Raw genomic sequence first — 24,865 nt, 5'->3', positions numbered from 1 at the left:
GTCAAATAACCGTACTAACTGATCAGCGGTTGTGAGGCGTTTCGAAAAAATAACGTTCTGTTGACGCTCGCTCAGTTAGCGAGCGATGCCCCTGTGCTGTCGGAGATCTTCGCTTCCATACTTTTCGGGCTGGTGGATGCTGAGCGTCGCGGCTGTGTGGCTCGGTCGGGAATGGCGGCACTGATGGAAATGTCTTTTCTTCGAGGCGCGAGCAAGGGCTAGGTGGACTCGTTTTCGACCTGTAGCGCCGCTTACTCGATACCTAATCGTCGCGCCAGTAGTTGAGCCGTAAACAGGTCAAGGTGGGCTCCCCCTGCATTCTTGAATACAGTGATTTGATCTGTCGTGAAGCGAGGCGGAGCACCACCGCACAGATCAAAGAGATCGCCAAATATATCGTCGACCGAGATAACGCCTGACGCTAACGGAAGTTAGAGTTCGCCACTTGCCAGGGCAGTCGGGCGAAAGTCCACATAGAGTTGGCCGCGAATCAGAACATCATTATCGGCCTCACGCATGTGCGGCAGCCAACTACCTACCAGATTGACATGTGTACCAGGCGCAACCTGGGCGCCACGGATCAAAGGCTGGTCGCTCATGGTTGCGGCGCAGATAACTTCAGCCGCGGGTAATGCTGCATCCAGATCATCGACAACAGTGAGTTCAACGTCGGGGATTTGAAGGTCGGCAGCCAGCTTCTCTGCGCGAGGTCGCGTGCGGTTCCAGATAAAAACCTGGCGTAACGACGGTATCGACGCTGTGAATGCCTCGATCAGTGGGCCCGCCATGTCACCGGCACCGAGCAGTCTCCCGATTGTCGGTGCATCAATCCACTGCATGAGAAAGTCCCCACAGTGCCAGCAGCGGCTTGTCGGTAGACCTCATGGACTGGACAGCCGAAGGTGGGTTGAATACCACGCCGCCTGGCCCGGGATTCCACCAGCCAACATCTTCCCGGTACCAGTAACCTTCCGATAAAACGACATAAAACTCTGCTGGTGGATGCTTGTGGTACGGATAGCAAAGTTCGGGCTCCATTACCGCCAACCCCACTGTCATAGTCGAACATTCCAGCAGTGCGCCCTTGCCGAGAATCAGCGCATGTCGGTGCTTTTCTTCGAAAGCAGCATCGTCCCCTTCTGAAGCGGATCGCCTTATCCAGCGACTACTGGACAGCAGGGCCTCAAGAGCCGATAGCAGAATCTTGAAGTCCCGTTCCGTTCGGGGAGCATCAGCCAATGTCCGCGCTACCGTGGGCTCTAGGTAAGCGGGCAGGGAAGTGCCCGAGAACGGAGGCAAGCCGATGTCCAGGCGCGCATTGCTCAAGGAGCGAACACAGATTTCTGTATTCACGCCATCAACACCACTCACTTGAGAATGCCGGGCCAGGATTCGCACAAGTGCCTCCCGCATCACCACTCCCTGTATCAGGAGTTGAGGTGCGCTGAATGCGATGTCATTTTCGTCTCGCAAGGAGCGAAGATGCAGCGTAAGCGGGTAGATATTATATCGTGTAGACGATGACGGCCCGGGCAGCCCCGCACTACCTGTTCGATTAACCGCATCATCCCTTTGGAGAACAGGCTAACCGATTCGCTAAGTCTTCTTTTCATCACATACAAAGACGACGAGTCAGATCATTCAGCAGCCATCGGCCTGCTTTCCCTAAAGAGCGATTTTGCATGTGAGCTGCGTAGATCGTAAGTGAATCTGGTGTGCTCTGAAGTTCGGCGGTTAACTCAAGCGGCAAGAGGCGTCCTGAAGCCAGATGATCCGCAATAAGATGCTCTGGCATTCGACACCAACCGAACCCTGCGAGCAAAAAATCCAGCCGCCGTGCCAGATCTACAAACCGCCACTGGTGACTGCCCGTCACTCCATAACTTGGGCCGCCGGGAGAAACCGGATCGGAAAGTACCAGTTGCACATAAGGCTTGAGGTCAGCAACCGTGGCCCGGCGGCCTAACGTGGCCAGGGGATGCCCGCTGGCTACTACTGGCCTGAGCCTGACGCTGAGCAGCGGCAGTGCGGTGACATCGTCGGGCACTGTCGGAATCAAAGTACAAAGCGCCAATGCTGCATCGCCGTTGCGCAATCGGCGCTCTGCGCCGCCTAAGCCTTCCGTAGAGAAACTCACCGCCAGATGTGGAAAAGCTTCACGTACAGCGCTGAGGCTCTCGATGAGCGGCGCACTGGGGACTAAAGGGTCTATAGCGAGTGCCAGTTCCGGCTCGACCCCTGCTACCGTGCTTGCTGCCATTGCTTCAAACTGGGCAGCGCTTGCTAGCACCGCGCGTGCTTGAACCACTAGCACCCTACCTACCTCGGTCAGAGTTGGACGATGGCCGCTCCGATCAAACAGAGTCACGCCTTGAACTGACTCAAGTGTGGCGATCGACTGGCTAATCGCGGATTGGGCACGCCGCAGGTGACGTCCCGTTGCCGAGAAACTGCCTGTATCAGCAATGGTCACAAGAATCCGCAACTGATCCAAACTGAGATTTCCGATCACGACCCATCACTTATACAGATGGACTCGATCATATTTACATCACTCCTGCATAGAGGTCGCGTTGGGTAGAGTGTGTCGCACATCGCCTAAAGCGACAACGCAAAACACACCGCGGCGTGACCGCGCAGGAGCTACTTCCATGTCCAGACTTCTTACCATTGAATCCAGCCCACGTGGGGACGCTTCAATCTCCCGGCAGCTCACTCGCAGATTTGAGGCAGCGTGGGAAGCTGCACACCCTAGGGGCGCCATCAAAATACGGGATCTTACGCACACTCCTCTTGCGTTCGTGACAGGCCCCTGGTTACAGGCTTACTTCACTCCAGACACCCAACATTCGCCTGAAATGAAAGCCGTGTTGCAGCTGTCCGATGAGCTTGTGGCCGAGTTGCTGGAAACCGATCATCTGGTTATTTCAACGCCTGTCTACAACTATAACGTCCCTGCGGCGCTCAAGGCTTGGGTGGATCACGTGGTACGTAAAGGCTTGACCTTGGGCTTTGATGGTAAAGGGCTGGTGACCGGTAAAAAGGCAACCGTGCTGCTCGCCTCGGGAGGGGTATACACCAGCGGCTCGCCGATTAGAGACCGTGACATTGCGACCCAATATTTGAAACTGATCCTGAACGTCCTGGGTATCACCGACGTCACCTTTATTGCGGCCGGCGGCGCTAAAGCTGTAGATCTCGGAGAAATCAGCATGCACGAATTTCTAGATACCTTTGATGATCAAATTCAGAAATCTCTAGCTTAGACAGCATTAGTCGCGTCATCACGTGATGTACCTTGGGCGCGTCACTCTGCGGTTGTGCCTGCGCCTGCCGTGACTGCTTTAAAAAAGCGCATTGCGGCTGCCTCATTTCTCCTCGGGGCTGCCATGCTGTTTGCTATTCCATGCTTCAGTGAGCTCGTCTATTCGATCCGCGATTTGAGGCTTTTTTGATAGGACAAGGCAGCGCGTGTTGCCGACAAATTCCTCTATCAAATAGAGTGAGTCGCCAACATCAAGCTCCAGTTCCTGCAACGCTTCATCGGGAATTCGAATCGCACCGTCACCATCCCATTCTTCAATCATGATTCTCATAGGTGGCTTTCTCACGTGTGGTCTCCATTGCTTCTGAGTCGGCAATGGTAACGTGCTTTTGCGTTTTAGGCTCAGAGCGCAGCGAGCAAACGTTCGAGCTGTTCACGCTCCCAGGCACTCAATAGTCAATCGTGTCTGGCTTTTCGTCTTGGCCATTACGCTGCATAACCTGCCCGAGGGAATGGCCATTGGCGTCAGCTTTGCCAATGGAGATATGAAAGTTGGTTTGCCGCTCACGACTGCGATTGCCCTTCAGGACATACCCGAGGGGCTCGCTGTTGCATTGGCTTTGCGGGTGACCGGTATCTCTACACGCCGAGCGGCGTTGATCGCTGTCGGATCAGGACTGATGGAGCCTTTAGGCGCAGTGGTCGGCCTCGGCATTACTTGGCATCTGGGCGGTCTTCATCCAAGTCACAAATCCAGGCAGCTAGCGTCATCAGAATAGCGCTGGACCCGCTTCGTTCAAGGAGTGCTCCAAGTCCCACCATCAGCTATCGGTACATGAGTAAGGTCGTAGGGGTTAACCCCTTCCAGGCAGCCTACGTTGAAACCATATTCATCAGGATTGGTGCTGCGCCGGTGGTGTGTGTAGATACCGCAGTTGCCGCAAAAAAAATGCTCAGCCATCTGTTTTCCGAACTGATATTTCAGCAACGCGGCATCGCCTCGAATCACTTTAAGATCAGACGCGGGTACCGCCGCGACGATGGCGCCTTTGCGTTTGCAGAAAGAGCAATCACACCGATGTGGTGTGGGAATACCATCCGGTAAATGGATCTCCAGGATAACGGCGCCACAATGGCAGCTCGCCCGGTGATGCGTTCGAATAGGCGTATTTCCAATTTTCTTCAGCATCGAATAATCCTCGTATTCCAGAGCCGCGGCCCTAGTGTTTTTTCTGCCTTCTAAGGCGCATCCAATCCTGGTAAGCCTCCGTTCGTTTGACATCCGCAAGAGTCTTGGCTGCCGTAAATTTTTTCCATACAGCTTCGGTTTTCGACTCCGTATCCAGAGTGCTGTAAGCAAGGGATTCCAGTCGATCCGTCTCAAAAAAAAGCTCGGTGGCACGAGCTATGGAATCTTTCAAATCGCCGGGCAAAGTGTTTGCGCTCATGACGTAGAAATCTCCGTCCAATCCAGCGTTGTAGACTCCCGCCATTTCACGTCGGTGACCCCGTACTTTTGCGCTTGAGGTTTGGAAACGACTATAAGTGGCGGTCTCCCAGGTTTTGGAATAGGGGCCAATCCAGCATCAGAACTTGTCCAATGCCATGCATCCTCATTGCGCATCGTCTTTGTCCGGATGATGAAGGACTTCGGCTCCCCATGGAGCTTGTATTCAATGACGAAAAGATCAGTACGGTTCATGAGACCCTCCTTGTGCTCATAGACAAAGGAGTGAGCGTGCCAAAAAAAATTCAAAACGTTTGTCGGACAATTGCAGGTTTATGATTGTTTTCAATTTTTGGATTAAAAGGAGATGGGCACCTTTTGTCCAATCGAGGAAAAATACCCCCCTGTCGGCCCTCATGAACCTGTCACCAACTCTTCAACTCCATTCAGAAGACGATGAGTGAAACGTCGGCTCTGTCGGCAGACCTGAACCTCGTTTAGGGGGTAGGGAGGAGCAATGAACGGCCAACTGAAGTTCGGTATAGAAGAAGAGTATTTCGTAACCGACCTTGTCACCCGACAGATGCCTGGGAATCTATCCTGCGCGGTGAGTGACAAGTGCAAAGCAGGATTGGGCTCAAGCTTCGCGTACGAAATGTTCCAAGCACAGATCGAAGTAGCTTCGCCTATTTTCACGAGTCTTCCGCAAGCAGCGGATTATTTAGCTAACGCACGGAGCACATTGCAGCACGCTCTCCAACCTTTTGGATTAGGTTTGCTTTGTGCCGGCAGTCATCCCTTAACGGACTGGCGTATGCAACACGCCACAGACCAGAATCATTTTCAGCAACTGTTCAAAGATTACCAACGCGTAGCTCGGCGCAGTCTGCTATCGGGTCTGCATGTGCATGTGGAGATTCCGAATCACTTGGATAGAATTCAGGTGATGAACGAGGTACTTCCGTGGATACCTTTCCTACTCGCCATAAGTAGCTCCTCCCCATTTTGGGATGGTAGTGACAGCGGATTTGCGAGCTATCGCCAGGCAGCCTGTGATGAATGGCCTCGGATGGGCGTTCCAGAGTTTTTTGAGGATCATCTCGCCTATGACGCCTACATCGCATTTTTGATTTCAACCGGCTCGATGAAAACGCCTAGCGATTGCTGGTGGGGAGTGCGGCCTTCTGCCAGGTATCCGACGCTGGAATTGCGAATGACGGACGCATGTCCGCGCTTGGATGACGCTTTGTGTATTGCCTCTTTTTTCCGATTGATGATTGCCTACGCTATCGATCGACCTCGTCCAGGATCGGCCTACTCTCAAAAATCCAGATGGATACTGATGGAGAATCGATGGAGAGCTAAAAGATCTGGAGTCCACACAGCGTTCATCGTTGAGGGGTACGACCGGCCATTTACGATTGACCAATGGCTTTTCATGGCAGAGCAGATCTTGGGAGAAACAGCTCGAGCCCTTGGTGTAGAGAACGTTTTTTCTCAGCTTCGACGAATTATCCGTGAAGGCATAAGTGCAGAGCGGCAACGTCATGTCTACGAAGAAGCCGTAGGCAGTGGACGGAGTGTCCATGATGCCCTCACTCAGGTCGTCGATCAGTTGCTGATGGAAACAGCGGGATGACATCGCGAACGTAAATATTGTCAGTCGCAGTATGAGATCAATGGCAAGGCGCCTTCTGTGACGCTGGCACCGTGTCTTAAGCTTTAGTGGGTAGGGAACCGAAGCCTTTCCTCATTTTCAAAGAATGAACAAACCTACGCATAGGGCGCTAGCAGTGACTTCTAACTTTGAATTAAATCAGCAGGCGAGGATTATCTAGGGATGCCACTTTGACCTGGTTCAGGTGGCTAGGAGGAAGGGGGCATGCGGCTTGCGGAAGCATCCTCCTCGGCTGTATCGAAACTGATCTCGCCGTCTTCACCTAGTGAGCTGTACTGCTCACGCAGTTTTCTCAGGTCTCTTGCACCCATTTTATCCAAGCATAGGGTGGCATTTTGCGCCTCCTTGGTCGCACGAATTAGCTCATCTATTTTCAGATGCAAGATGTCGTTGTCTCGGTTCTGCGTGTTCTGAATCAGGAACACCATCAGAAATGTGATGATCGTCGTCGACGTATTGATGATGAGTTGCCAGGTGTCGTTGTAATGAAAATATGGCCCGTCAGTGCCCAGACAACGATTAAAACGATGGCGGTCAGGAACGTCTTCGAACTGCCAGCCCTGTTGGAAAGGGACTGACAGAATTGTGCAAATTTCATGATTGCGACCTCTGCTATGGTGACTCGTAGACCACAGCAAACCCTTGAAATTCTTTCTCACAGTTTCCTTTCTTCCTTAAAACATCTGCTCGGTCTATCGGAAAAAAGGGATATCCAAAACGGATGAGATTCACGGAATGAACCCGTTTTGCAGGGGTCAATGAATATGACCCTCTAGGACAATTGCTATGTCTATTGCCGGCGACATTGTTCACTACCTGCGCGAACATTCATTGCTGCTGACAACGGCAGAGTCCTGTACGGCGGGGAAAATTATCACGCTGCTTTCTGAGGTAGAAGGCAGTGGCGATCTGATCGAGAGCGGTTACGTCGTTTACTCTCCAGAGGCTAAGCAGCGACTGTTGAGAGTCAGCCCTGACACCATAGAAACCTTCAATTTGACCAGTTGTGAAGTCGCACGGGAAATGGCTTTGGGCGCGCTGCACGACAGCACGGCTAATGTCGCCGTAGCTACTACAGGCATCCTTGGCCCAGAGGATGTCGATGGGATACCCGCTGGCACCATTTGTTTTGCCTGGGCCTATCAGACCGAGTTGGGACTGAGCGTATTCAGCCGCGAGCATCGATTCATGGGTTCGCGCTGTCAGGTGCAGCGTTTGGCGGCAGACCACTCATTAGAGCAACTGCCTCATTTTCATCAACGCGCTTTGGCCGGTGAGCGAGGATAGACACACCATTACCGACGAATCTCGTCATTCCGATTACCGGAGCCGTGATTATCCCATTCGCGAAGACATGGCTTATCAGGTCAAAGTCTGGCGATTCGAACGATTGGGTTGGTATGCACTGGTAATCCTAGAACGCAATGGAAAAATTTCGGTGATTCCGACAGAGGCGCAGTGACGTTTTCAACGTACCAGGTTACACCGCTTGGACTTAACGATATTTTTCCCAAGGCCTGCAGTGATGAGGTGATGGTCGTGGGTAACGCGTTTATAGGTTCAGGCCATAAAACGGGTGTAATCAAAGGATGGTCATCCATTGAGTTGAGGCTTAGGTACTCTGACTAGGAAAGTAGTGCCGTGTCCTTGGTTTGATATCACCTCAATGACGCCGCCGTGTGATGCAACGATTTCTGAAGCGATGAATAACCCCAAGCCTAATCCTTCACTAGGCCCATGGTCGATAATCGAGTGCTGAGAAAATCGGCCCATTGGATTAAAAATGAAGGGCAGGACGTCGTCTGGAATTGGCTCACCGCTGTTGTGAACTGAGAAAATAACGCTGTCCTCCGAAACGTCCAGCGTCACCTCTATAGGATGCTGAGTATCCCCATGCTGCACCGCGTTGCTAATAATATTGGAGAAGACCTGCTCCATTCGCGCACCATCAAATTCTCCGTCAGCCGACGCTTTCTTCTCGAAAAGAATATGCGTATTGGGATGGAACGCCCGGATCTCATCGACTATGCGCTCGCACAGGGGCAATAGATCTAAGCCCTCTTTTTTGACGGGAATTCCTGGGCCCATCTGACACCTTGTGAGATCCAGCAGATCACCGACAATCTGACTGGCGCGCTTAACGCTGGTGTAGATTTGAGAGGAGATTTTGGTCGCCCTTACGCCTAGTCCCTCCGAGCGTCTCAACACGTCAGCGCCGAGCAATATAGCGCCCAACGGAGTTCGTAAATCATGGCCCAGGATGCCGAGAAAAACGTTGCGTGATGCCTCAACTGCTCGCGAGTAGCTCGCGATGGATTCTGCTAGCGCTTGGTCGATGGCTTCATGAAATCGGGTCATATCATCCACATCCAGTGGAGTGCCAGCCTTGATTTGCTTCATCCACTGACTGAGTACACTTGTCCTGAGCGCGCGATACTCCGACACCATTTGATCAATTGTGAAACCTGCCATTAGTCGCGTAACTGCGTGGGTTTCTGCAGGCGTTTCAGTATCAGTCGTCGGCGCATTGCCCTGTGCCTTCGCAATCTGCTCTTGAACCGATTGTTTTGTACGTAAATCGAGCACGATGGCATGAAGCATCTGTTCGGCATGATCCCGTAGTGCCTCGGTATCCAGCGGCGCACCGGGAGTGTCAATCGTTCGCGCGAAATCTTCCCAAGCCTGCAGAATTGGCTCAACGTTCGTGGTGATAAAGTCTGACAGTCGCATGCCGGTATTCCAGGTTAAGAAGGCGAATTCCAGGCAGGAACGGAAGGGAAGCCGCAAAGGTGCAGTAGAACACGGATATGTCGTGCCGCATGATTGCCCAAAGAGAACGTTATGCCCTTAATAGCTATCTTGTTATGCATTCCATGGTCATGACCTAGCTTTTTGGCCTCTTGTTCCTTCCAGCTTCGATAGCTAAGCACAGCAGTTCACTAGGCGGAAGAAGGACGAGATACCGTGCTCATAAGCGCGAGTCATCTCGTCCTTTAACATCTAAAACGCAGCCTAAGTGTCGAGGCTACGGGACTGTCATAGCTCTCTCGCGAAGGGGTCTGCTTGCCACCTGGCGTCAGGATTACCGTATGCGTCCGGGCATCACATCTTGCGTGATTAAACCGGCTGCCACTTATGCGGAAGCAACTGCTCGATTTCACTCGCCCGCTGCGTCGGCAGGCGCGTGAGAACATCCTTTAGATAGGCATACGGATCATGACCATTCAGCCGCGCAGACTGGATCAAGCTCATGATCGCCGCCGCCCGTTTTCCGCTGCGTAGCGACCCTGCGAAGAGCCAGTTCTTGCGTCCAAGAGCCCATGGTCGGATCTGGTTCTCCGCCCAATTATTATCAATGGGTACGGCCCCGTCATTGAGGTAGCGCGACAGCGCTGCCCAGCGTTTAAGGCTGTAATCGAGTGCTCTGCTGATGGCCGACCCTTCGGGCACAAGATCACGCTGGGCGATCATCCAGGCATGCAGGATATCCATCACCGGCACGGCTTTTTCTTGCCGTATTCGGCACCGTAAATCCGGCTCCAGGTCACGCACTTCGCTCTCGATCTCGTACAGCAACTGGATGTAACGCAGGGCCTGCTCGGCGAGCTGGCTCTTGTTTGTAGCGTGCAGTTCGAAGAACTTGCGCCGGGCATGGGCCATGCAGCCGATCTCGGTTACGCCGAGTTCGAAGCTGGCCTTGTAACCGCCAAAATCGTCGCAGACCAACTTACCTTTCCAGCCTTGCAGGAAGTTGCGAGCATGCTCACCGGCGCGGCTGGGGCTGAAGTCGTAGACGACAGCGGCTGTTTCGCAGAACTGGCTGGTGGCGTAAGCCCAAACATAAGAACGGTGGGTTTTTTTCGAGCCCGGAGCGAGCATCTGCACGGGCGTTTCATCCGCGTGCACAACCTGCTGCCCGATCACTACGTCACGCAGGGCATCGACCAGTGGCTGCAACTGCACGCCCGTAACGCCAACCCATTGAGCCAAAGTTGAACGTGGAATCGCCAAGCCGGCACGACCAAAAATCGATTCCTGACGGTAAAGCGGAAGATGGTCAGCGAACTTCGCGATCATGACATGGGCCAACAACCCGGCGGTTGGGATGCCTTTGTCGATAACCTGCGCCGGCACCGGTGCCTGGATCAGCGTTTCGCAGCTATCGCAAACCCACTTGCCACGAACATGGCGTTCAACGGTAAACACGCCCGGTGTGTAGTCTAGTTTTTCGCTGATATCTTCACCGATACGCTTGAGCGCGCAGCCGCATGGGCAGTGGGTGTTGTCCGGCTCGTGATGGATCAAGGTGCGTGGAAACTCTGCCGGCAAGGCCGTGCGCTTGGGCTTTTGCTTTTTCTCGGTCGCCACTGGGGCTATTTGCAAGGCCTGAAGCTCGGCCTCAATCGCCGCGATATCGGTATCGATCAGGTCATCAAGCAGGCTCGCCTGCTCAGGATTCATCTGCTCGCTGCGCTTGGCAAACTTCAAACGCTTGAGCTGCGCAATCTCGTGGGTCAGCTTCTCGATTACCGTTTGATCGCGGTTGATCTTCTTACCCATTGTTTCGACCGTCTTACCCATGGTCTCGACCTGCGACAGCAACTGCGCAGCGAATGCACGCAGTTGGTCGGGAGTCATTTGATCGAGATTGGGCGAGGAAGTCATGCCGTGGATTTTACCAAAGCAGGCCACTTGCGACAGCAAGCCGAGGCACTAATTACGGTTTTTAAAGCAGCGTGATTGCACCGCCAGCGCCAACACGTTGCCAAGGTAGGCCGAGCACCAAGGCCTGAAGTTGTTCGGTATCCAACTGCATTTCGCTGCCTTGTCGAATGCCTGTCCAGTGAAACTTGCCTTGGTTCAAGCGGCGTGCAGCCAACCAAACGCCAATCCCATCGTGTACCAGCACTTTCATCCGAGTCGCGCGGCGATTGGCAAACAGATAAGCACAGTGCGGCTTCGCCGCACCGAAGACCGCAATCACCCTGGCCAGCGCAGTTTCAGTGCCGGCACGCATGTCCATGGGCTCGGTGGCGAGCCAGATGGCGTCGATGCGGATCATCGCAACAGGTCTCGAAGGAAAGCGGCGCAGGCAGCAGCACTATCGGTTGGCCAGTTCACTTTGACGGTGCCGCGTGGGTGCAGAATCTCAACGCTGATATTCGATGAAGATACGTGCGCCGTTGTTTGCATAGGCAATGGGATGAATGCAGGTTGAAGCGTCGTGCTTTTCTGCGCTTGCACTCGAATCCATTTGTGGACGAGGTTTGCGTTGAGGCGATGGCTGAGGGCGATGCTGGCAATCGAAGCGCCGGGCTGGGCACACTCTTGAATGACCTGGGCCTTGAAGGATTTGGAATAGGAACGGCGTGTTGGCTGCATGAAATACCCGCTTAAAAGGCTAGAACTGGTGCCCACTTAAATTTAAGTGCACACCATGTCCTGGCGTTGCGGGGTTGGGTAGATGACTTGGCCGGACGCATACTGTTTTTCGCTCAGCCTTTGAGCTTGTTGTGAACTAATATCCAGCCCGGTTTCACGCGACAACGTTTTGAGCATCAGCCCACCGCTCATGCCAATCTTTCATTTGGAGGCTTATGTAAGCAGGGTTCGAAAAATACGTAGGCGGGAACTCATCGGTCGCGTTCCGTTAATGCAGGTTACATCTCTTAAATTGGTCTAATCCGCATAATACTGAGTTTAGCATTGCTTCACACGTCCAAGGTTTGGCTAAAAAGCTGATATTGGGGCCACGCTCAAGCACTCTTTGCACTCCTCCTGAGGTCAATATCATGGGAAGCAAAGGCCACCTAAACGTCACAATTTTGCTCAAATCATATCCGTCCAAAAGGCCTGGCATGTTTATATCGCTGACTATGAGGCAAAGTTTATTGGCACCGCCTTCCAGAAAAACCATTCCCTCATCGGCTGAAGCGTAAGAGACCACAACTTCCCCCATGTCCTCGATGATCTCTACGAGCAACATTCTGATCAGTTCATCGTCTTCCAAAACAAGTACCGAGGGAGCTGTCATTGTTATGTACTCCTCTGATTGGCATTCGTAAGCTGTTAAGCATGCTCCATCGGAAATGTCACAATAAATTCACTACCTTTGCCTTCACCTTCGCTTCGGCCAATAATCTCTCCGCCATGCGCTTCAACCAGCTCACGTACCACGGTTAGACCAATCCCCAAACCTGACCCGCAGAAGCCTACAGCGTTGGCGTCCCGCACATACGGATCGAATATGAAGGGGAGTGTCTGGGCGGCGATGCCGATGCCGTTGTCGGAAACACTTATTTTTAACACGCCAGGTTCTAAAGTAACGGCGAACTCGACATTGCCTTCATTTGGGGTGTACTTGACCGCATTGCTGAGAAGGTTATGCAGAACCTGAGTGAGGCGCACTGGGTCGCCATTCATTACAAGCGTTTCTAGAGGAAAACTGGTGCTGAAATCCAGTTTTTTGGCCACCATCATTGGGCGGCACGCCTCAACGGCGGCACCGATAATTTGGATAATGTCGACATCGACGCGATTGAGGCGCAGCTTGCCGCTGCTGACGCGAGACACATCCAATAAGTCATCAACGATGCGGGATAAATGCTGAACCTGGCCCTCAATCAGCGCCCGCATTCGGGGAAGTTCCACGCTGGGCATGCTGACCATGCGCTCCGCAATCATGCTGATCGGAGTCAACGGATTACGAAGCTCGTGGGCCACCTTCGCGAGAACACTTTTTTGCTCTGCCAATGCCTGCTCAGCTTTGGATTGCATGTCCTGGGCGTTAAAGGCGGCCAAAACAAGCTGCTCGTTGGCTTCAAGCGTTTCCTGACATTGATCAGGAAATCCTGCATCTGGAGGCACTGTTGAATCTGATGGTTCATCCAGCAGCTTCAACACCAATTGTTGATTGGCCTCAATCAGAAGTTCTATTTTCCTTTTATCTCTCAGGTCACCCTCTAATCCGATCAGATCTTTTTCCAGCGATACTAGGAGTTCTCGAGATTGGACAATTTTTTTACCCAACAGTAAGAGTTCGCGGGCGGCATTTGCCCTTCCACGTTCGTTCTCGCTATCGGTATCGCTCATAGGTGGCACTCAACCATTGTCATCTCCAAGGTGTGTGTCATCAGGCCTGCTTTTTTTGGGCCGACCACCCAGTAAACCTTCCTGGCCGTGAAGCATTTCCCCAACCTGCAAGCCGTTACTGTCAATATGGTACAAGCGCAGTTCATCCGAGTGAGCGCTGGCCCGAACCTTGACAACGCCCATGATGCGCTGAAGGCGACTGTCTACTTCGATGTAGCGTTGAACGATGATTGCATCGGTCAGGAACGCTGTACCGTAGGGGCTAAACCGTAGATCGGTGTAACGGTCTTCGAGTTCTGACGTCATTAGCACAGTAACACCGATACCAGTCAACGCTGTGACCAGGCGCGACAGCGACTCACGGTAGTCTTCGCGAAACGTCGGTGCCACCGCCATTTCGAAACCCGAGAGCGAATCGATAACCACCCTGGTGGCTCCCAGGCGGCGGATCTCTGTGAATAGCAGCTGCACGATTTCATCGATAGACAGATCTGGCGCGTGACTCTCTATCAGTCCGACCTTGCCATCAAGAATCAACGCTGCGAGGTCAGCATTGCGCAAGCGATTGGGACGTTGCTCGAATACCGCGATTACCCCGGTTTCACCGTTGCGGGCACCTTCAGCAAGGAACGTCGACGCCAAAATGCTTTTTCCTGAACCGGAGGGCCCAGCCACCAGCAGCGAGTAACCCTTGGGCAAGCCTCCGCCGAGCATTTCATCAAGCTCCGGCACGCCCATTTTCAATCGTTCAGATATTTCGTTAGTTGATGGCTTCAGGGCTTCTAAGGCACTCGCGCTTGCAGGCGGAAAAACCTCCATACCGGAACTGGCAATGCGGAAAGTGTGTAGCCCCGGCAGAGTGGGCTGGCCGCGCATCTTCATGATTTCCATTTTGCGCACCATGGAATTGCGCTGAACGCTCTGGCGCAGCCAGATCAAGCCATCCGCCACAGTGAAAATGGGATTGATATCAGTCTCGGTGAAGTATTCGCCAATCAAGAACGTGGTCGCTTGCCAGGTAGTCATCAACATACCCAGTTGCTGAACAAACTGCGGCAGATTGTTATTGGGATTAACCTGGGTCTGGCTCGCCTGGACGACCGAGCGGAACGAGTCGACAAATACGAGGGCCGGTGTATGGTTTTCGACCTCGATAACGATACGGCGCAGCACTTCGTCCAGATCACCCGCTAGGGTGTCGTCCGCCAGGTTGATGTAGCGCACAGACTTATTGATCGCCTCGCTGTCGAAAAAATCAAATTGCTGTTGGTAACGCAGCATCTTTAGCGGTGGTTCGCCAAGCACAGTAAAAAACAATGCTGGACGCTCCGGTGTCGCCAAGGCGAACATCATTTGATGCGCCAATGTGGTTTTACCGCAGCCAGGCGGGCCGGCAATGAGGTTGAAGGAGAACTCCGGCAACCCTCCGCCCAGCACCTCGTCCAGCCCAGGTACGCCCGTAGCCAAACGGTTTATTTTCACTTTGGTACTCATGGCGAAGTTTCCTGCGAAGGTGGGGCGCTCAAGTTGTTGTCCCACACGTCGAGTAGCAGACGTTGGGAGAGCGATGAACCGATCAGCGTGGCCAGCAACTCGTAGAGCGCTTTTAACAATTCCTCGCCAAAAAATATGACGTCGTTTTGATTTTGCTGGATGAGTATGGATTTGAGATCTATCAAATCTAGCGGGTCTGCCAGAGGCAGGTAGGCCACCAGACGTGGATGCAGAGACGAACTCAAATGAAGACTACGGCGATAGAGCGCAGCGACCCCTTTCGGCCCGATGATCGGAACGAGAGCAGCGTTTGTATCTTGAAGCATCGTAATAATCACATCGGCGACCTGGTCAATGTCTGCGACGTGATTAACCCGGAGCGCCAGAGACGCAACGATCCGGCGGCCCTCTTCGCTTTCCGTAGACATGGCTCATAGATTTCCGATAGGTGTCCGTGGATTTGACACGAACCCGGGGGGTAGGCGGTTTTTTCGGAAGTGCATATCACATGATCACATAGACATTTGGCATAGACGATTAGTCTTAAAAATCGCAATTTAAGATCGCCCATGGCCGCTACTGGCCCAGAGTGTGTAGAAATGCTTTACCACCTCCTGTCAGCTTCCATGAATTTATGTCGAATCATCTTGCTCCATTCAGAAACAGCTCTGGATGCGCAACCATGAACTCCTTCAGAAATCTGCTGACGCAGGCTCAGGAACAAAGATTGCTCGCGCTGGATACCTGGCACCGGGCTCTGGAGAACTGCTCGCTGCGGATGGAGTGTCCCGATGACTATCATGAAGATCTTTTGAGGCAGGCAGATGAGATGGATCGCCTCGGCATCGTAAATTGGGAGGAGTGGCGAGATCTACGGATCGAGGCAGATCAGGCTTATTTGCGTGCTATTGCTGGAGAGGATTATCACTGTTAGACATACCCAAACGGGTGAGCATCAACCCTGTAATTTGACGGGTGGAGCGATCGGTGGACGATGCAAATCCTCCGCACACACTCAGGCCCGGCTGCGCCGTACAAGTGCGGGCTTAGGTGGGCAAGTTAATAATCGACAGGGTCGCGAATGATCGGGCAGGTCATGCAATGGCCGCCGCCACGTCCGCGAACGAGTTCGCCGGCGCTGATGGTAATGACTTCCACGCCGGCCTTTCGCAACAACGTGTTGGTGTAAGTGTTGCGGTCATATCCGATCACTACGCCGGGTTCCAGGGCCACTACGTTGTTGCCGTCATCCCACTGTTCGCGTTCGGCAGCAAAGCTGTTGCCGCCGGTTTCTATGACGCGCAAGGCTTTCACGCCCAGCGCCTTGGCCACAGTGTCGAGGAAACCGGTTTCTTCGCGACGGAAGTCGATGCCACCGCATTACATCGCCGCCCTCCAAGGTGGCGTTGCCGTGTTCCTGGTCGGGGTCGCCGTACCAGATCTGAAAGTCTGCGTTAGTGAATTCAGGGTGGAATTTGTAGATCGCGCTTACCAGTTGGGTTTCCTGGCGACGTGCCGGCCAGTACATCGGGTTGAGCGTCACGCCACCGTAGATCCAGCAGGTGGTGTCGCGGGTGAACTGGGTGTTAGGCAGTGGCGGCAGAATGAAGCTGGAGTTTCCGAGAAAATCGCGAAACATCTCGATGGTATTGCTACCGAAACTGCCCTGCAGGTCATCGGCGCAGACGCCACCAATCAGGAATTCAGCGATCTTGCGCGGCTCCAGGCCGCGCAACCAGGAATCCACTTCATTGACCAGGCCAAAGCCAACTGAGTTAGCGGTGATTTTGCGCTGCAGAATCCAGTCGAGGGCTTCGGGCATACAGGCGATGTCGGTCAGCAGGTTGTGCATCTCCAGCACGTCGATGTTGCGTTCGCGCATTTTGGTTACAAAGTCAAAATGATCGCGCTTGGCCTGTGCGACCCAGAGGACGTCGTCAAACAGCAATTCGTTGCAGTTGCCCGGAGTCAGCCGCTGGTGGGCCAGGCCGGGGGAGCAAACCATGACCCTGTGTAGTTCGCCGGCTTCGGAGTGGACGCCGAGTTTGAGCTTTGGCATGGCGGGACCTTCAAATTATCGCCAATCGCGCGAGTTAGTGGTTGTTACCCAATCGGCAGAAGTGAGCCGTCTATCTCGAACCGGATTCACTCTGGCGATTTACCGAGAAGTCACGACGAACGTGGGCGCGCCGTTCACCACTTGTTGACTGATAGCCAACTGTCCGCTGAGAAGATAACGCTGCTCAATCTATTGACCGGTGTTCCCGTAGTTTTGCTCTACTGAAAAACATTATTTTTGGCTATTTTCTGCTGAGCGCACCTGGTCGTGAGAGGGCCGATATTGGCCGTTAGATATCAGCAACTTGTTTCAGGTTGTACCTGGTGGACGTCTTGGAGCTACTCCAAAGCGACTCGATCTAGAACCGCATAGCGCTCTCCTGTTACGCATCGAACGGACGCCTACTCGCTGAGCGTCTAAAGTAAATGGAGGGTGGATTGGGGGAGAATCTGTGACAGATGAACTGAGTGCAAACGTGCGAAACATCGTCGTCATTACACATCGGCAGGTGGCGTTGAGGTCGCCATTGCAGATCGACTCCTGATGCTTACGGAGGATGAGATACGATTGACGCGAGGGCCTAAGGAATGCCGTGTTCGGCCTGCAGTAGATGTTCTGTTCCGCTCAGCCGCCGTTAACTACGGTGCTCGGGTAATTGGCGTCATCCTGTCCGGTGCATTGGACGACGGCACAGCAGGGATGTGGCGGTAGTCGACAGGCTGATCTTGCCGAGAAACGCCTGAAACCCTTGCGCGAATTGGTACTTGATCCGACATTCTTCGGCCACGATGACGCGAAATAGCTGCAGTCATTGGCTCATATAGTTTTTCATTACGGAAAAGAAAATTCGGGCAGAAGGCGGTAAAGCGCCCCGCCTAATCAGTGGCAATTTAAAACATTCAGTCTGTTCGATATCCCCTCAGATATGAGCACTGATTTTGATCAAGGCAGGGCAGGCGACCCTACTGAGGGTGCATCTTACTCGTCGCAAAAACTAGCCGGATAGAGAGTCCTTCGGGATTCCATTCACGAGATAGCTCACCGTGAAGCTGTCCGCGCACTGTCGATTTAGCGAGTAGGGTACCGAAGCCAAGATTGTCGGGTTCGCGCTCAATTTTTGGCCCGTTCCTTTCTCTCCATACGATAGAGAAAAGACCCGCATCCTCGCTGCAGGAAATATCTACCAAGCCCTCTGGTAGGGAGAGAGCCCCATATTTTGCAGCGTTGGTTGCAAATTCATGCAACAAGAGAGCGAAGCTTGTCACTGCGCCACCTGCAATCGTTAAGTCCGGGCCATTTACGACCGCGCGTGACTGGCTATTGTCGCCGGCGGTGGCATAAGGCGCGACGATAGTCTGAATGAGCGTATGCAACGTCGTGGCCTGCTCGCTACTGAAACCATGCGGTATCGTGAGCGCGTGGGCTTGCGCCAATGCGTTTAGTCTTGCAGAGACTACGCTAGCGAGTTCACCGGCTGTGGTGACCGAGCGGGCACTCAATGAGATAACGCTGTTGGCAAGAGTGAACAGGTTTTTCACCCGGTGATCCATCTCTCTGATCAGCAAGCTTCTTTGAGCTTCTGCCTGGCGACGCTCGGTGATATCGCGGGCGATTTTAGCCGCCCCAATAATTCGGCCTTCCCGATTTCTGATCGGTGAAACGGCTAGAGATATTTCAACAAGGCTGCCGTCTTTGCGCCGCCGAATGGTTTCATAATGTTCGATGCGCTCACCTTGGCGTATGCGCTTCAAAATTCCTGGCTCTTCATCTTGTCGATCCATGGGGATAAGCATGGCAATAGGTTTTCCGATAGCTTCCTCCGGTGTATAGCCGAAGAGCCGTTGGGCTCCACGATTCCAATTGATAATTGTACCGTTCAGATCCTTGGCGATGATTGCGTCATCGGAGGACTCGACTATTGCATCATGTCTGAGTGCGGCTTCGTCGGCGTCGGTCTGATCGGTCAGATCAACCAGCATATTAACGGCACCGATAAGCGTTCCAGTTGCATCGAAGATCGGCGAGGGGTACGCAAGAAAACGAACACGTGTGCCATCAGGCCGCTCAGCGATGGCCTCCAGACCTCTGACTGGGCGCCTATCCTTCAACGCCATGGCCATTGGGCATTCATCGTGAGGCAATGGATTGCCGTCGGGCCAATAGAGCTTCCAAGACCCGCAAAACTCACTCTCTCCAATCGTTGGCTTCACTCCCCACAGAGCTGCCGCCGCTTTATTGTAAAAAGTTATTAATCCATGGGTGTCAGTTGTGTATATGGCCTCAGGCAGGGCTTCAAGCACGTCACACAGTCCCATGTCGAGAGGGATCAGGGGGCAATCCTCCCCTTGCTGGGACGGTAGATAGGACTTCCCTAAAACTGTTTCGTCCTCATGACTTGACCTGATGCTCATTTGAAACTCCGCTGCTAGCGGCACGCCGCTTTGATGAATCAACGTGTGGCCTGCGTCATTTGATATGAAACAGGGATCTGGATTGCGGGTGCCGAGGATGCTGCTACTACCATCATGTTGAGACTTCCCTCTGTCCAGCCTATTTCCATGCACTCGGTTCGGTTTCTGCATGCATCTTATTTCCGACCGAAGCTGAAAAGGAGTGGTTCAACTGAATCGACGACATCCACCTGTTAGGTGGGATTTCAATCGATGACGTACTGGCACTGGGCGAATTCGGACACAGACAGGGCACCGCCGACGAAATCGAGTTTGCTTTGGCTCTTCTGCTCAATAGGCAAAGTCGGGTACGAGCGTCCTCGATCTGAGCTGCTGGCGTACCTGAAAGGGGAGAATGTTCCGGTACGTAATTGCTCGAAACAAGATGGCGGAGAAGCAATAAAAAATGCGGGTTAGGCCTGCATCTGAAGATACAAAGCTGTAGATCTGGAGTATGGCTAGGTCTTCGGCGCTGCCTTACCTGTGCAATCGAAAAACCGTTATAGGCTGACGGGTAAATTCACTCGGAACATAGTGCCTTTCTCCAGCGTCGACTCGACCTCTATCGTTCCACCGTGGCCCTCTACAATCTGAGAGGCTATAAATAATCCAAGCCCCAGACCTGATGAGGCTCCTTGTTCTCCTTCAGAGTATTTTGAATAACGCCCTTCCGGATTGAAGAGAGAGGGCAGTGCGCTGGAAGGAATAGGCTCTCCGTAATTCTGCACGCAAAAGCAGGCAGTGGTGCCATCCCCGTTCAAGGTGACATTAATTGGATGCTGTGCGTTGCCGTGCCGTACAGCGTTGCCGATAAGATTAGAGAAAACCTGTGCCATGCGTGACGGGTCGTACTGGCCGGTAACCGTTCCCGTATCAGTGAATATGATTTGCGCTTTAGGATGGGCGGTGGTGAGCTCATCCACGACTGATTTGCAAACAGAAGCCAGGTCAGTCTTTTCCGGTCGTACCGGGATACCAGTGCCAAGGTTACAGCGCGCCAGGTCAAGGAGATCGTTCACCATTTGGTTGGCGCTATGAACACTTGTAGAAATCTGCGCAATTATCTTTTTTCCTCGGGTGCCGAGCTCTTCTGTCTGCCTCAACAAATCGGTGCCCAGCGTCACGGCGCCCAGTGGTGTGCGAAGGTCGTGGCCTAGCACTCCCAAGACTGTTTTTCGGGTTGTCTCCACCGCCTTACCATAGGTCGCAATCGACTCGATAAGCGCTTGGTCTATCGCCTCGTTGAATCGAATCATGTCCACAACTTGATGGTCTTCCCCTGCGTATCCTTTTGCCAGCCAAAGTCTGAGCACGCTTGACCTGAGGGCGCGATATTCGGAGACCATCTGGTCTAGGGTGAAACCAGCCATCAGGCGCGTCAGTGCATGGCTTTGGGCAGCCGATTCGTCGTCGGCTACAGGCCCCATACCTTGAGACTTCTCGATCTGTTGCTGCGGAGTTTGAGAGGTGCGCATATCCAGCGCAACACTCCTCAAAATGTACTCAGCATGGTCTCTCAAGCCTCTGGAATCCAAAGCTGGCATCGGGGTATCAACAGACCTAGCGAATTCCTCCCACGCTTGCAGAATAGGCTCAAGGTTTTTAAGGATGAACTCTGAAAGTCGCATGGCAGTCCTTTCTAGCCTCCTGTCTACTATGAAGGTATCAGCCAGACAAATTTGGTCGACAGAATCAGACTAGCGGAATGACGGAAATCGGCAACAGATCCCGCGCCGAACTCCGCTCGTCAGCTGCTCGAAACGCTAACCACCTGTGGCACCTCTAAGTGAGAAGGTTTCGGGATCCTAACCATGTCGCCAACAGTGCTGGTCGTAGAAGATGATGAAATACTGCGTTCCCTGGTGGTTGAGGCGATCTCGTTGTTGGGATTATGTGTGATTGATTGTGTATCTGCAGATGATGCTCTCACCATGCTGGAAGGCTCGTCTGCAATAACTCTGGTAATCACCGACGTCTGCATGCCGGGCAGCATGGATGGATTGGAATTGGCACGAGTGATCTGGTCACGCTGGCCTTGCTTGCCTGTCATCATCACGTCCGGCGACAGATCAATGCCCGACGGGCTGTTACCTTCCCACGCTATGTTCTTGCGCAAGCCATGGACACTCGATGTATTGCATCAAGCGGTTAGGAAGTATCTGCCGGTTTAGTGCCTGCAATCTACCGGCTCTCTAGTTCTACCTAACAGGAAGAATCTACTGATGCAGAGTGACTGGTCGTTGAGTGGATTAAGCGATTGACCTCTGTTGTCGTGCCTGCCCGCCAGCAAGGTCAATTTTTATTCGGAGCTATTAGCTCGAGATCCGCTATACAAAAAGAAGTTTTCGTTCGAACTTTTGACTTTCGGAATCATTGGCACTGCCGTAAGTCAACCGACAATAATGCATCGGACAGGTGCCATGCCTATTCCCGCCAACACCTTCAGCTATCCGCGTAACCATTTCCCGCCAACAGTTTATTCCAGCATGGGTTGGCTAACGGTGAGTGGACGGCATGGACGCGGTTGATTCGGCGCTAATGGCGGCGCGTGCCCAGTTCGCGATCACCATCAGCTTTCATATCGTGCTGGCAGCGCTCACCATCGGTCTGGCCAACTTTTTGATGGTGCTCGAAGCTCTATGGCTATGGCGTGGGCGAAGTGTCTACCTGGACGTTTATCGTTACTGGTTAAAGGTATTTGCCCTCAATGTGGCGGTGGGCACCGCCTCGGGACTGATTCTGGAGTATCAGTTCGGACTCAATTGGTCGCGGCTTTCGACTCAGGCGGGAGACATCCTCGGCCCCTTGATGTTCTACGAAGTGCTTGCCGCCTTTTTTCTAGAGGCCGGTTTTCTTGGCATCATGCTCTTCGGATTGAAGAAGGTCGGCCCTCGGATTCATTTTCTTCGCCACTTGCGCGGTGGCGCTCGGATCGCTGATCAGTGCGTTCTGGATCCTCCATGGCGCTTTGGGCGATTGTCGTGCTGACACCAGTACAAATCCTCGTGGGAGATCTTCATGGTGAGCACAGCCTTAAAGTTCAGCCGCAGAAGGTGGCCGCCATCGAAGGCTCCTGGACTCGCCCGGCTGAAGGTGCGGGCGAACCTTTACGCTTGTTTGCCATTCCTGACATGACCGAGCGGCGCAACCATTGGGAAGTGGCTATTCCGCGCATAGCGTCGCTGTACTTGCGGCATGACCTGAGTGGCACAATCGCCGCGCTGGACGAATTCCCGCCTGAGGACATACCGCCGGTGCCGGCGGTGTTCTTTGCATTTCGCGTCATGGTCGGTCTGGGCCTGTTAATGCTGGGGCAGGGGGTTACCAGTTTGGTGTTGCGCTGGCGAGGACGTTTATACGCCGCGCGCTGGATGCTTCGAGTGTGTGTGTTGATGGCGCCGGCGGGATTTCTTGCGATGCTCAGTGGCTGGGTAGTAACAGAGGTTGGCCGCCAGCCATTCACCGTCTATGGATTGCTGCGCACGGCTGACAGTCTTTCTTCGGTGTCTCGGGAGCAGGTGGTCGGGGCAACGTGGACAATCCTGTCGTTTTACCTGGTGACTTTCGGCGTTGGACTATGGGTTCTGCTGCGGCTGTTGCGTGAGCCGCCCCACGAGGGCGAGCCTGGGCCGCAACCCACTTTGGCTGACGAGACAGGTAAATCCTGAGGGCATACATCCATGTTGGACACTGACTGGCTAACACTCCTTTGCGCTGCAGCCTTAGGGTTCTCAGTGTTGAACTATGTGCTACTGGACGGCACGGATCTTGGCGTAGGCGTACTGATGGGTTTTACCCGTTCTAGTCAGCATCGTCGTGCCATGGCAGTGACCATCTTGCCGATATGGGATGCTAATGAAACGTGGCTCGTGCTCGGTGGCGGCGGCTTGCTGGCCTTGTTTCCACTGGCCTACGCCATCCTGCTGCCCGAAGGTTCGTGCTGCTTGTGATTGACCGCACCCTTTCAATGCTGACCAACCCAATATTGGTGTACGGCGCCCCGCAAGCCTTGCACCGGGTCTTGGTCGGGAAACGGCAGCGAGTCGATGCTCGCCAGTTGGGCCGTGGTCTGGGCCGCCAAGCATCAACCGGGCCTTGCCGCTGGCGATGCCAAGCACTTCATGACCTTCGGCATGGTAGTGGTGATAGCGATAAATTCCGTAACGCCATTGTGGCGGCCACCCATTGGCTATGAAGGTATTCTCGAACAGTGCTGCTGGATCGCAGTCCTGGACGGCAATTGCTTTGGGGTAAATGAGTACCGGCAAGCGAGGGTTATTGGGAACCCATTTGTTGCGATCAAACATTAGGATTTGCACGGCAGCTGTCACAGCTTGCGACTTGCTCATCAAAGGATCTCCGAAACTTAGCTACGCCAACGGATGTTCATACATCGATTTGAAATTCCAGATCACCGTTGTCTAACTTGCGCGTCTGAGCCACCGTGCCTGTCAGATGTTCTTTGGGGGAAAGGATTATTGTTAAGGAATGTGCCTTGTGCAGGTCATCTGGTACTGGAGAAAGCACCTGCACCTGAAAAGCGCCGGGGGTGATAGGCGTAATGACAAGGTCGCAATCAAAGCTTTTCGCTATAGGGCCGAAAAGGGTGTCGTGGAAGTAGTTCAAGCGTGCGGCAGTGGTAGCCATGGCAATCTCCTTGAAACGTACAAGAGATGAGGGCTTAAGCTTTAACCCCATCTATGCGCTAGACGGGTCTTGTGACGCTTGAGTTCAACGCCTAGGCCCAACGGTGTATTTCGGAGCGGGCTAGCTTCATCCACCGCTGACTTTCCAATGTTTGACATCATCAGCGAACATCATTTGCTTCATCTCATGAGCAATCCCGTATGCCAGGGACTCGTGTGCAGCGATGACTTTTTCTTCAGCTGAAAGGCAATGAAAAATATCGAGCTTGGTCTCTGCGTCAGCAGTTTCGAGTGTGAAAATTTGCACGTAACGCGCGAGGTCGTTGTCGAGGCTCGACAGGTATTCACGCAGGCGCTGATGGTCGACTGATTTTTGGCTGAAGTACCAATTCATCGGGTGAATCAGGAAGCGTGAGTGGGGTGAGGTGATACGTCGGCCTGCCGCCAAAAACATAATGATGCCCATTGATTCGATGTTGCCTGCGTTGATCGCGCATAGCGGTACCGGCAGTGACTTCAGGAACGTGTAGAGGGTGAAGCCAAAGTTAGTGCTACCCCCGCTTGTAGAAAGATTGAGGAGCAAGGAGGTGGCGCCTTGATCAATGGCTTCTAGGCAACAGTCCCGGAAGCGCTCAGTCGTTCCCTGATCGATCTGGCAATGAAAATGCACGATGTGTTCAGTCATTGATTGACCTCCTGAGGTGATGCATGGAGGACTTCTACGAGTTATTAAG

28 protein-coding genes and 5 pseudogenes are annotated in these 24,865 nt (G+C 53.3%); 11 read left to right on the top strand and 22 right to left on the bottom strand.

Annotation, left to right across the window (positions count from 1 at the left end):
- Window positions 1-84: 84 nt before the first annotated feature.
- Window positions 85-222 (top strand): annotated as a pseudogene (locus ACYZT5_RS08170) (transcriptional regulator); the annotation flags it as partial.
- A gap of 209 nt (window positions 223-431) precedes the next feature.
- On the opposite strand, the gene ACYZT5_RS08165 reads toward ACYZT5_RS08170, so the two are convergent.
- From ACYZT5_RS08165 to ACYZT5_RS08155, 3 genes are all read right to left on the bottom strand, one after another.
- The gene (locus ACYZT5_RS08165; RefSeq protein WP_462050622.1) at window positions 432-839 is read right to left on the bottom strand and encodes a hypothetical protein; all 408 of its coding nucleotides are present in this window, start codon (window positions 837-839) and stop codon (window positions 432-434) included.
- Window positions 826-1,353 carry a dimethylsulfonioproprionate lyase family protein gene (locus ACYZT5_RS08160; RefSeq protein WP_462050621.1) on the bottom strand — a complete coding sequence of 176 codons (528 nt, stop codon included), beginning with the start codon at window positions 1,351-1,353 and terminating at the stop codon, window positions 826-828. Before ACYZT5_RS08160 ends, ACYZT5_RS08165 begins: the two co-directional genes overlap by 14 nt.
- A 259-nt stretch (window positions 1,354-1,612) precedes the next feature.
- Entirely contained in the window at window positions 1,613-2,512 is a 900-nt protein-coding gene (locus ACYZT5_RS08155) for a LysR family transcriptional regulator (protein WP_462050620.1), read from the bottom strand.
- Between the two features lie 139 nt (window positions 2,513-2,651).
- On the opposite strand from ACYZT5_RS08155, the gene ACYZT5_RS08150 reads away from it, so the two are divergent.
- Window positions 2,652-3,266 carry an FMN-dependent NADH-azoreductase gene (locus ACYZT5_RS08150; RefSeq protein WP_462050619.1) on the top strand — a complete coding sequence of 205 codons (615 nt, stop codon included), beginning with the start codon at window positions 2,652-2,654 and terminating at the stop codon, window positions 3,264-3,266.
- Window positions 3,267-3,368: 102 nt separating this feature from the next.
- On the opposite strand, the gene ACYZT5_RS08145 is transcribed toward ACYZT5_RS08150, so the two are convergent.
- Window positions 3,369-3,596, bottom strand: coding sequence for an AbrB/MazE/SpoVT family DNA-binding domain-containing protein (locus tag ACYZT5_RS08145; protein WP_462050618.1), 228 nt, complete (start codon window positions 3,594-3,596; stop codon window positions 3,369-3,371).
- Window positions 3,597-3,723: 127 nt separating this feature from the next.
- Here ACYZT5_RS08145 and ACYZT5_RS08140 point away from each other — a divergent pair.
- Window positions 3,724-3,984, top strand: a pseudogene (locus ACYZT5_RS08140) (ZIP family metal transporter); the annotation flags it as partial.
- Window positions 3,985-4,061: 77 nt separating this feature from the next.
- On the opposite strand, the gene ACYZT5_RS08135 reads toward ACYZT5_RS08140, so the two are convergent.
- The 3 genes from ACYZT5_RS08135 to ACYZT5_RS08125 are packed head-to-tail and all read right to left on the bottom strand — an operon-like array spanning window position 4,062 to window position 4,967.
- A complete protein-coding gene (locus tag ACYZT5_RS08135; RefSeq protein WP_462050617.1) occupies window positions 4,062-4,454 on the bottom strand; it encodes a GFA family protein in 393 nt (130 codons plus the stop codon).
- A gap of 31 nt (window positions 4,455-4,485) precedes the next feature.
- Entirely contained in the window at window positions 4,486-4,713 is a 228-nt protein-coding gene (locus tag ACYZT5_RS08130; RefSeq protein WP_462050616.1) for a hypothetical protein, read from the bottom strand.
- Window positions 4,710-4,967 (bottom strand): DUF6555 family protein, encoded by a 258-nt coding sequence (locus tag ACYZT5_RS08125; protein WP_462050615.1) that lies wholly within the window; start codon window positions 4,965-4,967, stop codon window positions 4,710-4,712. The genes ACYZT5_RS08130 and ACYZT5_RS08125 overlap by 4 nt, the downstream gene beginning before the upstream one ends.
- A gap of 262 nt (window positions 4,968-5,229) precedes the next feature.
- Here ACYZT5_RS08125 and ACYZT5_RS08120 point away from each other — a divergent pair, with 262 nt between their 5' ends.
- Window positions 5,230-6,351 carry a carboxylate-amine ligase gene (locus tag ACYZT5_RS08120; RefSeq protein WP_462050614.1) on the top strand — a complete coding sequence of 374 codons (1,122 nt, stop codon included), beginning with the start codon at window positions 5,230-5,232 and terminating at the stop codon, window positions 6,349-6,351.
- A gap of 227 nt (window positions 6,352-6,578) precedes the next feature.
- On the opposite strand, the pseudogene ACYZT5_RS08115 reads toward ACYZT5_RS08120, so the two are convergent.
- A pseudogene (locus tag ACYZT5_RS08115) lies at window positions 6,579-6,988 on the bottom strand (low affinity iron permease family protein).
- Between the two features lie 188 nt (window positions 6,989-7,176).
- Here ACYZT5_RS08115 and ACYZT5_RS08110 point away from each other — a divergent pair.
- Window positions 7,177-7,677, top strand: coding sequence for a CinA family protein (locus ACYZT5_RS08110; RefSeq protein ID WP_462050613.1), 501 nt, complete (start codon window positions 7,177-7,179; stop codon window positions 7,675-7,677).
- 306 nt (window positions 7,678-7,983) lie between these two features.
- Here the strand turns inward: ACYZT5_RS08110 and ACYZT5_RS08105 are convergent, their stop codons facing one another.
- The 9 genes and pseudogenes from ACYZT5_RS08105 to ACYZT5_RS08065 form a co-directional block, all read right to left on the bottom strand.
- Entirely contained in the window at window positions 7,984-9,120 is a 1,137-nt protein-coding gene (locus ACYZT5_RS08105; protein WP_462050612.1) for an ATP-binding protein, read from the bottom strand.
- Between the two features lie 387 nt (window positions 9,121-9,507).
- Entirely contained in the window at window positions 9,508-11,055 is a 1,548-nt protein-coding gene (tnpC, locus tag ACYZT5_RS08100; RefSeq protein WP_462049377.1) for an IS66 family transposase, read from the bottom strand.
- A gap of 61 nt (window positions 11,056-11,116) precedes the next feature.
- Window positions 11,117-11,452, bottom strand: a complete 336-nt coding sequence (gene tnpB, locus ACYZT5_RS08095; protein ID WP_462050611.1) for an IS66 family insertion sequence element accessory protein TnpB — start codon at window positions 11,450-11,452, stop codon at window positions 11,117-11,119.
- Window positions 11,449-11,772: an IS66-like element accessory protein TnpA gene (tnpA, locus tag ACYZT5_RS08090; RefSeq protein ID WP_462047422.1), complete on the bottom strand. Its 324-nt coding sequence runs from the start codon at window positions 11,770-11,772 to the stop codon at window positions 11,449-11,451. The genes tnpB and tnpA overlap by 4 nt, the downstream gene beginning before the upstream one ends.
- A 105-nt stretch (window positions 11,773-11,877) precedes the next feature.
- Window positions 11,878-11,973: pseudogene (locus tag ACYZT5_RS08085) on the bottom strand (HAD family hydrolase); the annotation flags it as partial.
- A 67-nt stretch (window positions 11,974-12,040) separates the two neighbouring features.
- A complete protein-coding gene (locus tag ACYZT5_RS08080; RefSeq protein ID WP_462050610.1) occupies window positions 12,041-12,424 on the bottom strand; it encodes a response regulator in 384 nt (127 codons plus the stop codon).
- Window positions 12,425-12,459: 35 nt separating this feature from the next.
- A complete protein-coding gene (locus tag ACYZT5_RS08075; protein WP_462050609.1) occupies window positions 12,460-13,482 on the bottom strand; it encodes a sensor histidine kinase in 1,023 nt (340 codons plus the stop codon).
- A gap of 9 nt (window positions 13,483-13,491) precedes the next feature.
- Window positions 13,492-14,976: an ATPase domain-containing protein gene (locus tag ACYZT5_RS08070; RefSeq protein ID WP_462050608.1), complete on the bottom strand. Its 1,485-nt coding sequence runs from the start codon at window positions 14,974-14,976 to the stop codon at window positions 13,492-13,494.
- Window positions 14,973-15,404 carry a hypothetical protein gene (locus ACYZT5_RS08065; RefSeq protein WP_462050607.1) on the bottom strand — a complete coding sequence of 144 codons (432 nt, stop codon included), beginning with the start codon at window positions 15,402-15,404 and terminating at the stop codon, window positions 14,973-14,975. The genes ACYZT5_RS08070 and ACYZT5_RS08065 overlap by 4 nt, the downstream gene beginning before the upstream one ends.
- 254 nt (window positions 15,405-15,658) lie before the next feature.
- On the opposite strand from ACYZT5_RS08065, the gene ACYZT5_RS08060 reads away from it, so the two are divergent.
- The gene (locus ACYZT5_RS08060) at window positions 15,659-15,910 is read left to right on the top strand and encodes a hypothetical protein (protein WP_462050606.1); all 252 of its coding nucleotides are present in this window, start codon (window positions 15,659-15,661) and stop codon (window positions 15,908-15,910) included.
- A gap of 125 nt (window positions 15,911-16,035) precedes the next feature.
- Here ACYZT5_RS08060 and ACYZT5_RS08055 read toward each other — a convergent pair.
- Window positions 16,036-17,035, bottom strand: a pseudogene (locus ACYZT5_RS08055) (arginine deiminase family protein).
- Between the two features lie 543 nt (window positions 17,036-17,578).
- Here ACYZT5_RS08055 and ACYZT5_RS08050 point away from each other — a divergent pair.
- Entirely contained in the window at window positions 17,579-17,746 is a 168-nt protein-coding gene (locus ACYZT5_RS08050; protein WP_462050605.1) for a chemotaxis protein CheB, read from the top strand.
- A gap of 251 nt (window positions 17,747-17,997) precedes the next feature.
- On the opposite strand, the gene ACYZT5_RS08045 is transcribed toward ACYZT5_RS08050, so the two are convergent.
- Together ACYZT5_RS08045 and ACYZT5_RS08040 are read right to left on the bottom strand one after the other, a co-directional pair.
- Window positions 17,998-19,617 (bottom strand): sensor histidine kinase, encoded by a 1,620-nt coding sequence (locus ACYZT5_RS08045; RefSeq protein ID WP_462050604.1) that lies wholly within the window; start codon window positions 19,615-19,617, stop codon window positions 17,998-18,000.
- Between the two features lie 368 nt (window positions 19,618-19,985).
- Window positions 19,986-21,113: an ATP-binding protein gene (locus tag ACYZT5_RS08040; RefSeq protein WP_462050603.1), complete on the bottom strand. Its 1,128-nt coding sequence runs from the start codon at window positions 21,111-21,113 to the stop codon at window positions 19,986-19,988.
- Between the two features lie 183 nt (window positions 21,114-21,296).
- On the opposite strand from ACYZT5_RS08040, the gene ACYZT5_RS08035 reads away from it, so the two are divergent.
- The 4 genes from ACYZT5_RS08035 to ACYZT5_RS08020 all read left to right on the top strand — a co-directional run bounded on the left by ACYZT5_RS08035 (window position 21,297) and on the right by ACYZT5_RS08020 (window position 23,435).
- On the top strand, window positions 21,297-21,656 hold the full coding sequence (locus tag ACYZT5_RS08035) for a response regulator (protein ID WP_462050602.1): 360 nt from the start codon (window positions 21,297-21,299) through the stop codon (window positions 21,654-21,656).
- Between the two features lie 343 nt (window positions 21,657-21,999).
- Window positions 22,000-22,473, top strand: a complete 474-nt coding sequence (locus tag ACYZT5_RS08030; RefSeq protein ID WP_462052215.1) for a cytochrome ubiquinol oxidase subunit I — start codon at window positions 22,000-22,002, stop codon at window positions 22,471-22,473.
- A complete protein-coding gene (locus ACYZT5_RS08025) occupies window positions 22,446-23,153 on the top strand; it encodes a cytochrome ubiquinol oxidase subunit I (RefSeq protein WP_462050601.1) in 708 nt (235 codons plus the stop codon). The genes ACYZT5_RS08030 and ACYZT5_RS08025 overlap by 28 nt, the downstream gene beginning before the upstream one ends.
- A 12-nt stretch (window positions 23,154-23,165) precedes the next feature.
- Entirely contained in the window at window positions 23,166-23,435 is a 270-nt protein-coding gene (locus ACYZT5_RS08020) for a cytochrome d ubiquinol oxidase subunit II (RefSeq protein WP_462050600.1), read from the top strand.
- A 436-nt stretch (window positions 23,436-23,871) separates the two neighbouring features.
- On the opposite strand, the gene ACYZT5_RS08015 is transcribed toward ACYZT5_RS08020, so the two are convergent.
- On the bottom strand, window positions 23,872-24,132 hold the full coding sequence (locus tag ACYZT5_RS08015) for a hypothetical protein (RefSeq protein WP_462050599.1): 261 nt from the start codon (window positions 24,130-24,132) through the stop codon (window positions 23,872-23,874).
- Between the two features lie 126 nt (window positions 24,133-24,258).
- The gene (locus ACYZT5_RS08010) at window positions 24,259-24,816 is read right to left on the bottom strand and encodes an ATP-dependent Clp protease proteolytic subunit (RefSeq protein WP_046817303.1); all 558 of its coding nucleotides are present in this window, start codon (window positions 24,814-24,816) and stop codon (window positions 24,259-24,261) included.
- Window positions 24,817-24,865 lie beyond the last annotated feature (49 nt).

The sequence above is a fragment of the Pseudomonas sp. LB3P14 genome (assembly GCF_054898045.1).
This window is presented reverse-complemented; position numbering and strand designations above follow the sequence as displayed.

Excerpts from the sequence above, each read along its gene's own strand:
- ACYZT5_RS08070 (WP_462050608.1), bottom strand. The coding sequence starts at position 14,976 with ATGAGTACCAAAGTGAAAATAAACCGTTTGGCTACGGGCGTACCTGGG.
- ACYZT5_RS08015 (WP_462050599.1), bottom strand. The coding sequence starts at position 24,132 with ATGGCTACCACTGCCGCACGCTTGAACTACTTCCACGACACCCTTTTC.
- ACYZT5_RS08050 (WP_462050605.1), top strand. The coding sequence starts at position 17,579 with ATGCTTACGGAGGATGAGATACGATTGACGCGAGGGCCTAAGGAATGC.
- ACYZT5_RS08060 (WP_462050606.1), top strand. The coding sequence starts at position 15,659 with ATGAACTCCTTCAGAAATCTGCTGACGCAGGCTCAGGAACAAAGATTG.
- ACYZT5_RS08130 (WP_462050616.1), bottom strand. The coding sequence starts at position 4,713 with ATGAGCGCAAACACTTTGCCCGGCGATTTGAAAGATTCCATAGCTCGT.
- ACYZT5_RS08030 (WP_462052215.1), top strand. The coding sequence starts at position 22,000 with ATGGACGCGGTTGATTCGGCGCTAATGGCGGCGCGTGCCCAGTTCGCG.
- tnpA (WP_462047422.1), bottom strand. The coding sequence starts at position 11,772 with ATGCAGCCAACACGCCGTTCCTATTCCAAATCCTTCAAGGCCCAGGTC.
- ACYZT5_RS08010 (WP_046817303.1), bottom strand. The coding sequence starts at position 24,816 with ATGACTGAACACATCGTGCATTTTCATTGCCAGATCGATCAGGGAACG.
- ACYZT5_RS08045 (WP_462050604.1), bottom strand. The coding sequence starts at position 19,617 with ATGCAGAAACCGAACCGAGTGCATGGAAATAGGCTGGACAGAGGGAAG.
- ACYZT5_RS08110 (WP_462050613.1), top strand. The coding sequence starts at position 7,177 with ATGTCTATTGCCGGCGACATTGTTCACTACCTGCGCGAACATTCATTG.
- tnpB (WP_462050611.1), bottom strand. The coding sequence starts at position 11,452 with ATGATCCGCATCGACGCCATCTGGCTCGCCACCGAGCCCATGGACATG.
- ACYZT5_RS08105 (WP_462050612.1), bottom strand. The coding sequence starts at position 9,120 with ATGCGACTGTCAGACTTTATCACCACGAACGTTGAGCCAATTCTGCAG.
- ACYZT5_RS08020 (WP_462050600.1), top strand. The coding sequence starts at position 23,166 with ATGTTGGACACTGACTGGCTAACACTCCTTTGCGCTGCAGCCTTAGGG.
- ACYZT5_RS08125 (WP_462050615.1), bottom strand. The coding sequence starts at position 4,967 with ATGAACCGTACTGATCTTTTCGTCATTGAATACAAGCTCCATGGGGAG.
- ACYZT5_RS08165 (WP_462050622.1), bottom strand. The coding sequence starts at position 839 with ATGCAGTGGATTGATGCACCGACAATCGGGAGACTGCTCGGTGCCGGT.
- ACYZT5_RS08025 (WP_462050601.1), top strand. The coding sequence starts at position 22,446 with ATGGCGCTTTGGGCGATTGTCGTGCTGACACCAGTACAAATCCTCGTG.
- ACYZT5_RS08040 (WP_462050603.1), bottom strand. The coding sequence starts at position 21,113 with ATGCGACTTTCAGAGTTCATCCTTAAAAACCTTGAGCCTATTCTGCAA.
- ACYZT5_RS08145 (WP_462050618.1), bottom strand. The coding sequence starts at position 3,596 with ATGAGAATCATGATTGAAGAATGGGATGGTGACGGTGCGATTCGAATT.
- ACYZT5_RS08065 (WP_462050607.1), bottom strand. The coding sequence starts at position 15,404 with ATGTCTACGGAAAGCGAAGAGGGCCGCCGGATCGTTGCGTCTCTGGCG.
- tnpC (WP_462049377.1), bottom strand. The coding sequence starts at position 11,055 with ATGACTTCCTCGCCCAATCTCGATCAAATGACTCCCGACCAACTGCGT.
- ACYZT5_RS08035 (WP_462050602.1), top strand. The coding sequence starts at position 21,297 with ATGTCGCCAACAGTGCTGGTCGTAGAAGATGATGAAATACTGCGTTCC.
- ACYZT5_RS08120 (WP_462050614.1), top strand. The coding sequence starts at position 5,230 with ATGAACGGCCAACTGAAGTTCGGTATAGAAGAAGAGTATTTCGTAACC.
- ACYZT5_RS08075 (WP_462050609.1), bottom strand. The coding sequence starts at position 13,482 with ATGAGCGATACCGATAGCGAGAACGAACGTGGAAGGGCAAATGCCGCC.
- ACYZT5_RS08150 (WP_462050619.1), top strand. The coding sequence starts at position 2,652 with ATGTCCAGACTTCTTACCATTGAATCCAGCCCACGTGGGGACGCTTCA.
- ACYZT5_RS08135 (WP_462050617.1), bottom strand. The coding sequence starts at position 4,454 with ATGCTGAAGAAAATTGGAAATACGCCTATTCGAACGCATCACCGGGCG.
- ACYZT5_RS08080 (WP_462050610.1), bottom strand. The coding sequence starts at position 12,424 with ATGACAGCTCCCTCGGTACTTGTTTTGGAAGACGATGAACTGATCAGA.